Annotated in this window: 14 protein-coding genes; 9 read left to right on the forward strand and 5 right to left on the reverse strand. The window is 61.1% G+C overall.

Annotated elements, in window-relative coordinates:
* Window positions 1–50 precede the first annotated feature (50 nt).
* Complete coding sequence (locus FJ417_RS27820; protein WP_140785641.1) at window positions 51–620, reverse strand: histidine kinase dimerization/phosphoacceptor domain-containing protein; 570 nt, start codon at window positions 618–620, stop codon at window positions 51–53.
* Between the two features lie 723 nt (window positions 621–1,343).
* Here FJ417_RS27820 and FJ417_RS27825 point away from each other — a divergent pair.
* On the forward strand, window positions 1,344–1,670 hold the full coding sequence (locus FJ417_RS27825) for a DUF736 domain-containing protein (protein WP_113190782.1): 327 nt from the start codon (window positions 1,344–1,346) through the stop codon (window positions 1,668–1,670).
* 66 nt (window positions 1,671–1,736) lie between these two features.
* On the opposite strand, the gene FJ417_RS27830 is transcribed toward FJ417_RS27825, so the two are convergent.
* Complete coding sequence (locus tag FJ417_RS27830) at window positions 1,737–1,997, reverse strand: helix-turn-helix transcriptional regulator (RefSeq protein ID WP_246687564.1); 261 nt, start codon at window positions 1,995–1,997, stop codon at window positions 1,737–1,739.
* A gap of 160 nt (window positions 1,998–2,157) precedes the next feature.
* On the opposite strand from FJ417_RS27830, the gene FJ417_RS27835 reads away from it, so the two are divergent.
* The 5 genes from FJ417_RS27835 to FJ417_RS27855 all read left to right on the forward strand — a co-directional run bounded on the left by FJ417_RS27835 (window position 2,158) and on the right by FJ417_RS27855 (window position 5,778).
* Window positions 2,158–2,775: a hypothetical protein gene (locus FJ417_RS27835; RefSeq protein ID WP_246687565.1), complete on the forward strand. Its 618-nt coding sequence runs from the start codon at window positions 2,158–2,160 to the stop codon at window positions 2,773–2,775.
* Between the two features lie 129 nt (window positions 2,776–2,904).
* The gene (locus FJ417_RS27840) at window positions 2,905–3,099 is read left to right on the forward strand and encodes a DUF6499 domain-containing protein (RefSeq protein WP_140785642.1); all 195 of its coding nucleotides are present in this window, start codon (window positions 2,905–2,907) and stop codon (window positions 3,097–3,099) included.
* 55 nt (window positions 3,100–3,154) lie between these two features.
* Window positions 3,155–3,649: a DUF2285 domain-containing protein gene (locus FJ417_RS27845; protein ID WP_140785643.1), complete on the forward strand. Its 495-nt coding sequence runs from the start codon at window positions 3,155–3,157 to the stop codon at window positions 3,647–3,649.
* A 75-nt stretch (window positions 3,650–3,724) separates the two neighbouring features.
* Window positions 3,725–4,054, forward strand: a complete 330-nt coding sequence (locus FJ417_RS27850; protein ID WP_140785644.1) for a spore coat protein U domain-containing protein — start codon at window positions 3,725–3,727, stop codon at window positions 4,052–4,054.
* A 92-nt stretch (window positions 4,055–4,146) separates the two neighbouring features.
* A complete protein-coding gene (locus FJ417_RS27855; protein ID WP_140785645.1) occupies window positions 4,147–5,778 on the forward strand; it encodes a tetratricopeptide repeat protein in 1,632 nt (543 codons plus the stop codon).
* A gap of 317 nt (window positions 5,779–6,095) precedes the next feature.
* On the opposite strand, the gene FJ417_RS27860 is transcribed toward FJ417_RS27855, so the two are convergent.
* Window positions 6,096–7,127: a helix-turn-helix domain-containing protein gene (locus FJ417_RS27860; RefSeq protein ID WP_140785646.1), complete on the reverse strand. Its 1,032-nt coding sequence runs from the start codon at window positions 7,125–7,127 to the stop codon at window positions 6,096–6,098.
* Window positions 7,128–7,212: 85 nt separating this feature from the next.
* On the opposite strand from FJ417_RS27860, the gene FJ417_RS27865 reads away from it, so the two are divergent.
* Window positions 7,213–8,628, forward strand: coding sequence for an FAD-binding oxidoreductase (locus tag FJ417_RS27865; protein ID WP_140785647.1), 1,416 nt, complete (start codon window positions 7,213–7,215; stop codon window positions 8,626–8,628).
* A gap of 290 nt (window positions 8,629–8,918) precedes the next feature.
* Here the strand turns inward: FJ417_RS27865 and FJ417_RS27870 are convergent, their stop codons facing one another.
* On the reverse strand, window positions 8,919–9,848 hold the full coding sequence (locus FJ417_RS27870) for a LysR family transcriptional regulator (RefSeq protein ID WP_140785657.1): 930 nt from the start codon (window positions 9,846–9,848) through the stop codon (window positions 8,919–8,921).
* A 103-nt stretch (window positions 9,849–9,951) separates the two neighbouring features.
* Between FJ417_RS27870 and FJ417_RS27875 the strand changes: the two genes are divergently transcribed.
* Entirely contained in the window at window positions 9,952–10,944 is a 993-nt protein-coding gene (locus FJ417_RS27875) for an aldo/keto reductase (protein WP_140785648.1), read from the forward strand.
* Window positions 10,945–11,020: 76 nt separating this feature from the next.
* Here FJ417_RS27875 and FJ417_RS27880 read toward each other — a convergent pair whose 3' ends face one another.
* Window positions 11,021–11,983, reverse strand: coding sequence for an aldo/keto reductase (locus FJ417_RS27880; protein ID WP_140785649.1), 963 nt, complete (start codon window positions 11,981–11,983; stop codon window positions 11,021–11,023).
* A 112-nt stretch (window positions 11,984–12,095) separates the two neighbouring features.
* Here FJ417_RS27880 and FJ417_RS27885 point away from each other — a divergent pair, with 112 nt between their 5' ends.
* A complete protein-coding gene (locus FJ417_RS27885; protein WP_210240673.1) occupies window positions 12,096–12,998 on the forward strand; it encodes an AraC family transcriptional regulator in 903 nt (300 codons plus the stop codon).
* The last annotated feature ends 575 nt before the right edge of the window (window positions 12,999–13,573 follow it).

Genomic DNA, 13,573 nt, shown 5'->3' on the forward strand with positions numbered 1-13,573 from the left:
GGCATGCAAAGCTAGGCCCTACCGTCAGTACCTTCCCGGACTCTGGCCTGTCATGCCAGCTGCCGCGAAATCTGCCTGAGGTCATTCAGCGCGTCGACGCTCGCCGACTTCACATCCTGAATTATCTGTCTAGACACATGTTGCGTGCTGCCTTCGGCGTCTCGCAACATGTCTTCGAGTTCGTCGAGACGCAGTATCACATAGGTAAGCATTTGTGCGGGACCATCATGAATGCGCTGGCCGATCCGTTCGTAGTGCAGGATATGGGCGAGAGCGCTCCTATCACCGTCAGCAAAGTCATCTCGCCGGAAGACGAGAACGATTGCGCCAAGCATGACTGCCCAGGCGAGAGCGACTGCTGCGACTGCCTGTGTTCTGCCGGGGACTGCAGCCAGACCGGTCGTCGCACCAGCTGCCACGGCGATGCATTGATCGATCCACCAGCCGAGGGCAACCATCGAAAGTGAAATGACGACGACGAGCAGGACAAAATGCCGGGTCGCCCAAGGCGAATGTCCAAGCCAAACCCGTGCATGGTTGAATCCACTTGCGGCAGCACAAAATGTCCGCCAGGCGCGAGCCGTAAGTCCAATCGGCTTTCCGTTACCATTTCCTGGCATGTCGTTCCTCGTAGCGAGAGCAAAACAGGTGAATAGATGTTAGAAAGTCCGTCAAAAAATTTCACCGATGTTTAGTTCCGTGTACTTACCCTGCGCTCTGACACCTGTATTCGTAATAAGCATCGCACAACCGGTTCGCGAATCTACGCGACAGAATACATGCATTGCCTGTAGGCGGCAACGGCATGAAGGTTTGGCACTTTCTCTAAGCAATAGAGTTGGGTCAGACGTCAACCCCTCGCTGAAATGTCTGCTATAGCCGTCTGGACGCCGCAAGCTGCCGATCCGCTTGCGTGACCCAAATGAGACATTCGCTGTACGCCACCGTGTTCGGCTGGCACCGGATGGGGCGCAAGCTTTCATTTTAGATCACGCCAACCCGTTGTCGGCGGACATCTCGGCCATCACTTCGCTCCAGCTCTCTTGATGGCCAGTGCCGCCATTGCCTCCGTCGGCCATTTTCACAGAGCGCACCAACGACCTCTCGAACGGGCTGATCTGGCCGAAGGGGGGCTGAAGCCTCGACCGCCTTTGCCGCAATGGCGCGGCGCGAGTTTCTTCCCCTGGGCGAAGCCCATTCCTCGCGCAACCAAGAAACGCGCGCCTGCGCCATCCTGCGCTTTGCTGCGGTCGCAAGCGATGCGGCGGCGGTCGCCTTCGGCCTCACGATCGCCATCGAGGCCGCATGGTGCGGGCTCGGAAACGAAAAAACGGAGACTGAACATGGCTACCATCGGGACCTTCAAGAAGACCAATGCGAACGAGTTCACCGGCGAGATCGTCACCCTCAGCGTCCAGGCCAAAGGCGTGCGCATCGTCCCCGACACCCGGGCCAGCGGCGAGAACGCACCAAGCCACCGCGTCGTGGTCGGCAAGGCCGAGATCGGCGCCGCCTGGTCCAAGCGCTCCAACGAGGGCCGCGATTATCTCGGACTCAAGCTGGACGATCCGAGCTTCACCGCCCCGATCTACGCCAACCTCTTCGCCGACGAGGAAGGCGAGGGCCACAGCCTCATCTGGTCCCGCCCCAATCGCCGCAACGGCGAGTAACTGTCAAGCGAGCCCGTTCGACCCCGGTCGGACGGGCTTTGGCGTTCGACGGTAATGGAACCGCGATCAGCTGCTCTTTCGCAACAGAATCCCATTGTTAGGAAGTACTTCAATGCCAGCTCTTTCAAGCGCATTCACGATCGCTAATATATTGTTTGCAATCGGAGTCCGCGCACCGCGTTCGAAATCAGCGATTGTCTGCCGTGCGACGGTGGCCGCGCGGGCCAGATCATCTTGGCTCCATCCCAACATTGCACGTGCGCCGCGGCACTGCTCGGCGCTGAAATTCGCTGCCTGGTCCCCAATATTATGATTGACCTCAATCAATTTGTATATTACCCCTGCCTCGAACTTGCGGTCGAAGAGGGTGCGCGAACACCCTTTTCGACCTGACCAAAGCCAAGCTGTGTGGAGCTCGGATCATGGCCGATTCCGACAATACCACGACTTTGCCTTCCGTCACGCTTGGACGGGAGCCCGATCTCCGTTGACCGCTGAGCGTCCTGAGCCTTCTGCCGACCATGCAGCTGAAGATCAGCCGCCGGCCGATCCAGCGCTTGCCCTGTCCCTCGCCTGGATCGAGGCGCACGTTGCGAGGCTGGCCTCTTGCATCCGGCAGCAGCAGGCTGAGTACGGGCTCTTAGAGCGCGGCGCGCTTTTGTCTATTGGCGAAGTCATCGGGCGCGGGGAGGGGGCTGACGCCGACCGAGATTATCTTGATTTCTGCAAGGAAGAGCAGAACGACGCTGAAAAGGCTGACGCCTTGTTGGCTGAGATTGCGGCGACGCCTGCCCAATCGTTTGCGGGCGTGATCGCCAAGCTCGCGATCGTCGTTCGGGAGGCGAATGACAACACCGACCTGTGTGAACTTCCGCTGCCGCAAATCCGCTCGGCCTTGGCCAATCTGCGGCGTCTCATTCATGAAGCGATAATCGACCAGCCTGCCGGCTGGCCCGCAGGCGATCAGTCGATCGGCTCGATATTCGAGCAGCCTGCATCATCTTTCGCCGCCTGGCGCGCCTTCAGTGCCTGGAGCCAGGGTGATGATGACGCCTATCGCGCCTGGACGAACACATTCAAGACACTGCAAGGCGCAAGCCAGTAGGCATCGCAAAATCTCGGCCTGACTGCTCGGCGCCTGGATCTCTCCTCATCCATTCGTCAATGACGGAATCCAAGGATTTCGCTCAAAGCCGCGTCCTCCTATCAAATCCCTGAGGAGGGAAGGATGTGCATGAAGCCGGATACATCGCAGTGGCGTGACCCACAGGCATATGCGTTTATCAAAGGCGCCGCCGCCGATGAGATTGCCTGGGAGTTCCTGCGGCGCAATCCCCAGTATCAGCGGGACTTCGCGGCCTCCCGCTCGGCCAAGGCGATTCGCGCATTGCGCAAGCGCTGGGGTTTGCAGTTTCGCCGCCAGGCCTGACCAGTCCGCGGTCGAGCAGCCCGTCTATTGGGCGCCTCAGATCGACCCTGGGGTCGTGAACCTTGTCGAGGTTCCGCCGGATCTGCAAGCGCGGGAGGGCAGCGCCTTCGACGTACCGTTGGCCGTGGGCCCGCATGATGAGGTCGGCCTTCACATGCGTTCGTCGCTTGGCGGCATGCAACTGGCGCTTCTTGGCGACACGAAGCCAGGCGAACCGCTTGCCGCCATCATACCGCTGGACGGGCACGACCGGCTGCAAGCCATTGAGCGGTTCATCCGCTCGATCCACAGGCAGCACCTTCCCGACGCTCGATTGACCGCAGCCCAGCGCCGGCGCCTAGGTCACATGCTGCGGTGCCTCGATGGCCGGGAGGAGCAGGCATCCCATTTTGAAGTCGCGACCGCATTGTTCGGCCGTCGGCTGGTCAGCGCCGCCGACTGGCATGACTCGGCTTTTCGATATCAGACGCATCGCTTAGTGCGCGACGGCTTGAAGATGGTCGAGCGCGGCTATCGCCAATTGCTGCGCGCGCGACGGCGTCATTCCTGAAGGCATCCGCCGCCTGGTCCACTTTATTGCGCTGTCTACAGGCCCAGGCTTACGATCCTGAAATGAACGGCGTTTTTGCGCCTCAATTCTTGTCGTAGAGTTCAATATGAGGCCGCCCGAAAAGGGACATTTCCTGCGACCCCGATTGGAGGTTGCGGTTGCGCCACAAGCAGTCGTCGTTTCGACGGTGTCACCTCAGGTTTACGCGCCGCCACGATCACCTATTCGCTTTATAGCGACAGCGGCAGAACGACCGTCTCGGGGCCTACTATCGGCACCAACACGGTTTCGGCTACCTGTAGCGGCGTTGCTCAGAGGTTCACCGTGTATGGACGCGTCTCGGCGTTCGGCGTCGGGGCTGGGAAGCGCACGATATCGCTGCTCCTGATGAAGATCGCACGGTGAGATCGGGCGGTATCCTGAAGTCGAACTCCCTTCCTTCGGGGGTTTGATGTAGTCTGGGCGGGTAGTCGCCGACAGCCATGGAGCTGGATACGATGACGTATTTCGATCTAGGCACCTTCTCCCGCCGACTGGACAACACGCCTTCCGAGGCACAGAAGTGGTTCGACCGGGGGCTGATCTGGCAATACGGATTTAACCACGAAGAGGCCATTGCCTGTTACGAGCGCGTGCTCGAAGTGGCACCTTCAAACGTCATGGCGCGATGGGGGATCGCCCACTGTCTAGGCCCAAACTACAACAAGCTATGGGACTTCTTCGGGCCAGAAGAGCGTATTGCCGCTTTGACGCGGGCGCATGTGTTGCTGGCGGAGGCGCGCGATCTGCCCGCAATCCAAGTCGAGCGCGCACTGCTTGAAGCGCTGACATCGCGGTTCCCTACTGATCCTGAGATTACGGATTACGGCCCCTGGCATGACGATTTCGCCGCAGCGATGCGCCCTGTATATGAGAGTTTCCCTGACGATCTGGATGTGACCGCGATCTTCGTCGAGGCACTGATCAACCGCACGCCTTGGGCGCTGTGGGATACTCGGACCGGGCAGCCTGCCGCAGGCACCTCGACGGAGGAAGCGCGCGCGGCATTGGACGGCGCCTTCATGACCCAGCCAGCAGCTTGGAGGCATCCGGGATTGTTGCATTTTTACATTCATCTGATGGAGATGTCGTCGACGCCAGAGAAAGCCTTGCCGCACGGAGATCGGCTGGTGCGCCTCGTGCCAGACTCTGGGCATCTGGTGCATATGGCGACGCATATCGACGTGCTTTGCGGCGACTACCACAATGTCGTGGCGCGCAACCGGCAGGCGGCTCAGGTAGATCGTTCATATTTCGCTCATGCAGGCGGTGAGAACTTTTACACGGTCTACCGGATCCACAACCTCCACTTTCAAATCTACGGGGCCATGTTCCTCGGTCGTCCTTCGGATGCCTTCGAGGCCGCGAGGGCATTGGCGGAAAACCTGCCAGAGCCGGTGGTGCGTTACATGCCAGAGATGTTTGAAGCCTTCGCGCCGATGAAGTTGCACGTACTTATCCGCTTTGGCCGCTGGTCCTGCATCCTGAAGGAGGCCTTCCCCGAAGATGCCGAGCTTTACTCCTTCAGCACCGTCCTATTGCATTATGCCCGGACCGTGGCTCTGTCCAATCTCGGTACAATTCCCCAGGCAGAGGAAAGCGCTAGACTTTTCGCGGTGGCGCGCGATGCAGTGCAACCCGAGCGCATGCTGTTCAACAACCCCTGTGCCGATATCCTGAAGGTTGCCGAAGCGATGATGATGGGGGAGTTGCACTACAAGTCCGGCCGCGTCCATAAAGGTCTGGACTTCCTGCGGCGTGCGGTCGATCTCGACGACAATTTGCTCTATGATGAGCCATGGGGTTGGATGCAGCCGACGCGACACGCGCTTGGCGCATTGCTGATGGATGCCGGACGATATGCCGAAGCTGAGGCTGTTTATCGCGCCGACCTTGGGCTTGATGCGACGTTGCCGCGGCCTTGCCAACACCCACGCAACGTCTGGAGCCTGCACGGGCTGCTTGAATGCCTTAGCCGACGTGGTAACGCGGTAGAAGTCGGCCAGGTGCGACAGCAGTTGGATCAGGCGCAGGCGCATGCAGAGGTGCCGATCATGGCATCATGTGCATGCCGGAGCGCACCGCAATAGGTGGCAAGCATCCTGCTCCAGTGCCTCCATGCTGGTAAAGCTCTGCCTCGCCGCCACTCCTTCACTGAGAACACCTCCTCAGGGCCCCGGGCGCATCCGTATGCATGCAGACCCGTCTCAACGTCCGCTCAGCGGTCGTCTGCCGAATGGCGGCTATCCGCCGACCTCGCCCCGATAGCGGGCCGTCTGGTTCCGGCCCCCGAGCTGCCGGTCGGCAACGCGCCGCAAGCCGGTCGTTCAGAGGTGTTTGCCGACTACCCGGAAGCGGACATTTGCCCTTGATGAAATCAACGTCCTCCTTGCCGGATTATCCGCGGTCATCCGTTTTGGACCGCCCGGCGCAACGACCCGAAGCGCAAGCGGTATTGCATCGGTGTAATACCGACCTTGCGGCGGAACAGGCGCCCGAAGAAACTCGTGTCCTCGTAGCCGACCTCATTGGCGATCGCCTCGATGGCCTCGTCGCTCGTTTCCAGCAGCCACTTGGCTTCTTCGAGCCGCAGCGCGTGAACATAGTCCAACGCCTTCATGCCCGTTGCCTTGGCGAAGCGACGCGCGAAGGAGCGTTCGGGCAAACCTGACAGGCGCGCCATGACGGCGACCGGTGCCGGCTTGCGGAAATTCGATTCCGCCCATTGCTGACTTTGCTTGATCACTGCGTCGCTGGTCTGCCGCGAGCGCGCCAGCGTGGCGAAGGGCTGCTGGCCGACGTCGTGCCATTGCAGCATGTAGACCCTCGCCACCTCGATCGCCTCACGAAGACCGACGAAGCGCGCGATCAGATACAGAGCCAGATCCTGCCAACTCGATCCGCCGCCAGCCATGACGATGCGCTGCGCCTCGCCGCTCAGCACCAGCGACTGCTCCACTTTCACCTTTACGCCGGGATAGTTGTTCGTCAGCGTGTCGACATAGCCCCAGTGGATTGTCGCCTCGCGGTTCGCGAGAAGCCCGGCTTCGCCCAGCAGCACCGCGCCTGAACAGGCGCTCGCCAGCAGCGCGCCTTCCTCATGCACGCGCTTCAGCCAGCGCGCTTCAGGGTCATACTGCCCGGCGACGCTTTCGCCCGGATTGACGAAGAAATCGGGGATGCAGACGATATCAGGACGCGGACAGTCGGCAATCGTGTGATCAGGATGTACCCAGACGCCGTTCGCAGCGCGAAACCGGTCTGCTCCGCGCGCCACGACGTAGGGCCGCATCCGCTGGTCACCAGCCACGCCCTGCGTGATGAAGCGAAAGTCCCGCCCCGGCGAGGAGAACAGGTCGACCATCCCGTAGAGCGCCGAAGCCGTGACCTCGGGCACGGCGAGGATCGCCACATTGAACGGAGCCACCTGTTCAGGCATGGCAGAAATGACCGTTTCGTTGCGTTTTCGACTTTAGCCGGCGCATTCGTTCCGCGCTAGCATTCTGGAAACGGAGGATGGGACGATGAACGCGACGACCACGCCTTCGCTTTCGCCAGCCAGCATCGAAAACCTTCGCTCCAGAATGCGCGGCGAGGTGCTGGTTCCGACGAGCAAGGCCTACGATGCCACCCGGGTCGTTTGGAACGGCATGATCAACCGAAGCCCAGCCCTCATCGCCCGCTGCCGGAACGCCGCCGATGTCATGGTCTCGGTAAATTTCGCGCGCGAGCACAGACTCGCCATCGCCATCTGTTCTGGCGGCCACAATGTCGCGGGTTATGCGGTCTGCGACGGCGGATTGATGATCGACATGTCGCCGATGAACGCGGTGCGCGTCGTGCCCGGCCTCGACCGCGCCATCGTCGGTGGCGGTGCGACCTGGGCGGATGTCGACGCCGCGACGACGCCTTTCGGCCGTGCCACGCCGGGGGGCCTCATCTCCGAGACCGGCGTTGCGGGCCTGACATTGTCCGGCGGCATCGGGTGGCTCCGCGGCACTCATGGCCTCTGCGTCGACAATCTCGTCGCGGCCGATGTCGTCACCGCCGAGGGCAACCTGATCCGCGCCGACGAGACGGAAAACCGCGATCTTCTCTGGGCGCTCCGCGGCGGCGGCGGCAATTTCGGTGTCGTGGTGAGCTTCGAGTTCAAGCTGCACCCGATCGAATCTGAGCTGATGTTCTGTGGCCCCGCCTATCCCGAGGAACGCGCGGACGAGGTCATTGCGCGCTGGCGCGACTTCATGGAAACGGCACCGGAGCGGCTGAGCGGACTCGCTGAATTCTCGACGCTGCCTGACGATCCTTCCCTCCCCGAGCCCGCGCGCGGCCGGCGCGTAGTGTCACTTGCGCATGTGTATGACGGCCCGGCGGATGAAGGCGAACGGATCGTAGCGCCACTCCGCGGTTTTGGCGAACCGCTGGTCGATTTCAGCGGCCGCATGCCCTATCGCACCATTCAGTCACTGTACGACGCGCTGTTTCCGAAGGGGCGCGACCGCTGCTACTGGAAATCAACCTATCTCTCCCGCCTCGACGACGGCGTCATTGCGGATATCGTGCGGCAGATGGCGAAACGTCCGTCCGAGATGACCTTCGCCTCGATCTGGAAATTCGGCGGCCACGTGCAGCGCGTGCCGGAAGACGCGACCGCCTTCGGCGACCGGTCCATGCCCTACATGCTGAGCTTCGACGCGATCTGGTCGAGGGCTTCGGACGACGACGCGAATATCGGCTGGGTGCGCACCTTCTGGCAGCACATGCAGCGACACTCGACCGGCCGGCTCTATCTCAATTTCCCAGGCCATGGCGAAGGCGCCGACCTCGTCCGCGATGCGTTTGGCCCTCAGGCTTACGGACGTCTTCAACAGGTAAAGCGGCGCTATGATCCCGAGAACATCTTCCGGATGAACCAGAACATCGATCCTGGAGCCGCATAGTGACCTGGAGGCTGAATTTCCTCGACCGACGATCCTTCAAAACAAACTCTCCTGCGCCTTTTGGGGCTTCGATCAGCTCATCTAGCCAGAGGCCAAACGGCAGCTGTCCGCTAAACGCGCTCGACGGCTCTCGGCCGCTTTCCAGATGTCCAGTCTGGCGGCTGACTTTGATTTGGAGCGTAGCGAACGGCAGCTTTGCGCCACATTCGAGGTTGCTGTGCGCCAGAAGCGATTTCTGATCTGGTGCTCGCCGTCACCTGTCACGCACCGTTCATCCGGGCCAGGCGTGATTACCCTTCGTCCGTAGGGGCTATTCCATCGCGGGCGGGCGGTTCGATCTCGCGAATGACCTCGATGAAGGCCCGCAAACTGGCCGGAACATTCCGCCGCCCCTGGTAATAGAGGCATAGACTGGGCGAAGAAGGCATCCACTCGTTCAGCACCCGGACCAGGCGACCAGCCGCGAGATCCTGTGCGATCCACGCTTCTCGCATGTAGGCGAGCCCGGCGCCCGCCAGCACTGCTTCTCGCGTCAGCGTCGGTTCATCGAGCGTGAGCACGCCGGGAACATCGACGCTGAGCGTTTCCGAGCGCTGCGCAAACTCCCAACGATAAAGGCCGCCGTTCGGCCAGCGTGCCCGGATGCAACGATGTCCCACAAGATCGCCAGGCGTCCGCGGAGGCGGGTTCGCTGCAAAATAAGCTGGCGATCCCACCACCACAAATCGCTGGTCAGTGCCAAATGGAACCGCGATCATATCGGCCGGCACCACATCCCTCGTGCGAATGCCGGCGTCGAAGCGCTCAGCGGTAATATCGACTAGGCGGCCCTCGGTGACGAGGTCGACCGCCATGTCCGGGTAGCGGCGCAGATATTCGAGAACGACGGAAACCAGAAACTGCCGCGCCGCGCCCACACTCGAATTGATCCTCAGCGTCCCGGCTGGTTTGTCGCGAAGGTTGTTGACACCCTCCATCGCGCTGCGAATTTCGGAAAGCGCCGGGGCGACCCGGGCAACGAACTGCTCGCCTGCTTCCGACAGAGAGACGCTTCGCGTGGTCCTGTTGAACAAGCGAACGCCCAACCGCGCCTCCAAGCTGTTCACCACACGGGTTAGCGCCGTAGGCGACATTCCGAGCTCCACGGCGGCAGCACGGAAACTTCCTCGCCTCGACAAAGCGACCACCGCGTCCAGTTCCACCATACCCGATTTGTGCATTATCGCGGTTTCCGCATGACGACATGCCGATTTATCACACTTATCGGCGCAATCCTGGCCGCCTATGTCAAGGACGAAATCGAGCTGTTTCTGGAGAATTGCCATGGATTACACGAAACTCGGGCGGACGGGCCTGGAAGTCTCTCGTCTCTGCCTCGGCTGCATGAGCTACGGACAGGCCACCACTGGATATTCTCATCCGTGGGCCTTGGGCGAACAGGATGGCCGGACATTCATCAAGCGCGCGCTCGACCTGGGCATCAACTTCTTTGACACGGCCAATAACTATCAGGACGGCGAGAGCGAAGCCGTGCTGGGCCGCGCTATCCGCGATTTTGCCCCCCGCGACGAGGTCATCCTCGCCACGAAGGTTGCGGCGCCTGTTCAGCCAGGGCCTAACGGAAGAGGCCTGTCGCGAAAGGCGATTCTGTCGGAAGTCGACAAGAGCTTGAAGCGGCTCTGCACCGACTACATCGACCTCTACCAGATCCATATATTTGACAATGAAACGCCGCTCGAGGAGACGCTCAGCGCGCTGAGCGACGTGGTTAGAGCCGGCAAGGTTCGCTATCTCGGCGCCTGCAATCTCCATGCCTGGCAGTTGATGAAGGCCATCGGCCTGCAACGCGCCAACGGGTGGCCGACATTCATATCGATCCAGAACCTTTACAACCTTCTCAACCGCGAGGAGGAGCGGGAGATGCTGCCGCTGTGCCTGTCGGAAGGGGTGGGAGCCAATCCCTGGTCGCCGCTCGCGCGTGGGCGCTTGACGCGCCCCTGGGCCGATGAACCGATAACCGAGCGTGCGAAGACTGACGCCTTCTCGAGAATCTTGTTCGACAGGACGGCTGCGATCGACAAGCCCATCGTCGACCGTTTGACCGAGGTTGCCCAGGAGCGCGGATTGCCGGCCTCGCAGATCGCACTGGCCTGGATGCTTCGCAATCCGGCGATTGTCTCCCCGATCGTCGGGGCGACCAAAATCAATCATCTTGACGATGCGGTCGCCGCCCTTTCGATCGAGCTTTCAAGTGAGGAAATCCACCGCCTCGAAGAACTATATCAGCCTCATCCTCTACCGCCGCAGCTCACCTGACGCCTCGCCCCGAAGAACGAGGTCCAATACCGCTTGGAAGCAGATAATGGTTGCCGCGAAGCGGCAACAACTGAATTCAGACCCATTTGGGGGCGCCGCGCATATAGCGGTCGCCGAAGCTACCGTTCGGCAGGATTTCCTTGATCCGGGCGAGGTCGTGCTGCGTCAGCACTAGCTGGGCACCCCCCAGGTTCTCCTCAAGGCGGTTGCGGTTGCGGGTCCCAGGGATCGGAACGAGGTCGTCGCCTTGGGCCAGGATCCAGGCAATAGCGACTTGCGCGACGGTTGCACCCTTGCTGCCCGCCAGAACACCGAGCTGGCGAACGGCCTCGGCGTTCTTCTCGTAATTGCCTGGTTGCCAGCGGGGATCGTGCCGGTTGCGCATGTCGTCCGCGGCGTATTCCGAGGCTGGCTTGACCGAGCCGGTGAGGAAGCCCCGTCCCAATGGAGAATAAGCCACGAAGCCTATACCGAGTTCGCGGATGGTGGGGAAGAGTTCTTCGACATCTCGTTCGAAAATGGAATATTCAGTCTGCAAGACCGTCACCGGTTGCACCGCATGCGCCTTGCGGATTGTCTGCGGGCCGGCCTCGCTGAGACCGAAGTACTTCACCTTGCCTTCGTTGATCAGGTCCTTGACCGTGCCGGCGACATCCTCGATGGGGACGTTGGGGTCGACGCGGTGCTGGTAGAAGATGTCGATCTGGTCGACGCCAAGATTGCGGAGGCTGTTCTCGGCCACTTCGCGAACGTGCCCGGGACGACTGTCCGTACCCATTTCACGGCTGAAACCAAACTTGGTTGCGATGACGATGTCGTGCCGGAAGCCCTTGACGGCGCGCCCGATGAATTTCTCATTCTCGCCCCAGCCATAGTACTCGGCGGTATCGAAAAAGGTGAGACCCAGGTCGTGGGCGTAGTGGATGGTTTTCAGACCGTCCTGTTCGTCGGCCGAGCCGTAGGCCATGTGGAAGCCCATGGCACCGTAGCCGATGGCCGACACCTCGGGGCCGTTCCGGCCGAGTCTGCGCTTCATCATTGGAAGTCTCCTTTCGTGATTGCAAAGCGTATGTCGTCCTTCCGAACGGTTTCAGCGATGCCTGATCGCGCCGATTGATTGCCTGATCCTGCCGTCTGCTTGACCGTTTCGAATGATCGGCGCAAATGACGCCATGACCAATCTAGAGGCCGTCAAAGCCGTTGCGCTCCGACACGCCGGCTCCGCCAGCACTGCGTTCCCGCGCCTTGGCATCCGCACCCTCGACAGGCCGACAGACTTCAGCGGGCTGACCTACGTTCCGATGGTCTGCCTGGTCCTCCAGGGAGCCAAGCGCACTGTTATCGGAGACCAGGTGCTGGATTACGGCGCCGGAAGCTGCATGGTCGTCGCGGCAGAGGTGGTCGCCATTGGCCAAATCTCGGAGGCGTCGCCGGAAGCGCCGTATCTGGCGGCGAACCTCTATCTCGATCCGGCTGTCATTTCGGCATTGCTGATCGAAATGTCCGACATGCGGGAGCCGCCAATCGATACCGGCTTCGGCATCAGCAAAGCAGATCCCGAGCTGCTAGACGTATGGAGGCGCCTGACCGGGTTACTGGACAGACCGCACGAAATTCCTGTTATGGCGCATCATCTCGAACATGAACTCATGTTCCGCCTGCTCAAGGGTCCGCAAGGCGCATTGCTGCGCCAGATTGCGGGGACCGACTCCCGGCTCTCCCACATTCGCCGCGCAATGAGATGGATCCGCGAGCATTTCGCCGAGCACCTGAGCATCGAAGTCATGGCCACCGTCGCGGGCATGAGCGTTTCGGTGTTCCATCGCCACTTCAAGGCGGTGACCGGCCTGACCCCGTTGCAATACCACAAGCACGTTCGTCTGAATGAAGCCCGCCGGCGACTTGTGTCCGAGCACGACGCGGCGGCTACGGTCGGTTTTTCAGTGGGCTATGAGAGTGCATCGCAGTTCAGCCGCGAGTACAAACGTTTATTCGGCGCTCCTCCGCGACGTGACGCGGACATGGTTCAAGCGATCGTCGACCCCGGACCTTGAGGGCTGCTTGGGCCCCATTCCGGACTTTGCTTCGCCGGCTGTACGTCCGCTATTGTTCTTGGGGCGCCAGAAGCCGACCTTCTCCTGTCGGCCCCAAATGAGACATTCATACAATGCCGCGCGACGAACAGGTGGCATCCAGCTTCTTTCGCCGCCGACTCCCAAATTGTCCAGCAAACGTCATGAGAGATCTGCGGGAAGGGCGATCCAAATGGGCTTGCGCCCGTAGCACGACACGTCGACGCCAGCGCGGGCGAAGGCATCTCGATCCCAGCAGTAAGCCGCTCAAAGTGAGCATGCGCTTGGCACTGGAGGCAAAGAGGCTTCGATGCAGCACATGCCGAATCCTGTCAGGAAATCCGCTGGCGAAACAGGCCGCCAAACCATTGTTGATCCCGCATGCCGCCATTGCCTCCGTCGGCCATTTTCACAGAGCGCACCAACGACCTCTCGAACGGGCTGATCTGGCCGAAGGGGGGCTGAAGCCTCGACCGCCTATGCCGCAATGGCGCGGCGCGAGTTTCTTCCCCTGGGCGAAGCCCATTCCTCGCGCAACCAAGAAACGCGCGCCTGCG

The organism is Mesorhizobium sp. B3-1-7, from assembly GCF_006439385.1.
GTDB lineage: Bacteria > Pseudomonadota > Alphaproteobacteria > Rhizobiales > Rhizobiaceae > Mesorhizobium.

Bases quoted from the DNA above. Each gene is read 5' to 3' on its own strand.
- FJ417_RS27820 (WP_140785641.1), bottom strand. From the start codon at position 620: ATGCCAGGAAATGGTAACGGAAAGCCGATTGGACTTACGGCTCGCGCC.
- FJ417_RS27825 (WP_113190782.1), top strand. From the start codon at position 1,344: ATGGCTACCATCGGGACCTTCAAGAAGACCAATGCGAACGAGTTCACC.
- FJ417_RS27840 (WP_140785642.1), top strand. From the start codon at position 2,905: ATGAAGCCGGATACATCGCAGTGGCGTGACCCACAGGCATATGCGTTT.
- FJ417_RS27855 (WP_140785645.1), top strand. From the start codon at position 4,147: ATGACGTATTTCGATCTAGGCACCTTCTCCCGCCGACTGGACAACACG.
- FJ417_RS27860 (WP_140785646.1), bottom strand. From the start codon at position 7,127: ATGCCTGAACAGGTGGCTCCGTTCAATGTGGCGATCCTCGCCGTGCCC.
- FJ417_RS27865 (WP_140785647.1), top strand. From the start codon at position 7,213: ATGAACGCGACGACCACGCCTTCGCTTTCGCCAGCCAGCATCGAAAAC.
- FJ417_RS27870 (WP_140785657.1), bottom strand. From the start codon at position 9,848: ATGCACAAATCGGGTATGGTGGAACTGGACGCGGTGGTCGCTTTGTCG.
- FJ417_RS27875 (WP_140785648.1), top strand. From the start codon at position 9,952: ATGGATTACACGAAACTCGGGCGGACGGGCCTGGAAGTCTCTCGTCTC.
- FJ417_RS27880 (WP_140785649.1), bottom strand. From the start codon at position 11,983: ATGATGAAGCGCAGACTCGGCCGGAACGGCCCCGAGGTGTCGGCCATC.
- FJ417_RS27885 (WP_210240673.1), top strand. From the start codon at position 12,096: ATGATCGGCGCAAATGACGCCATGACCAATCTAGAGGCCGTCAAAGCC.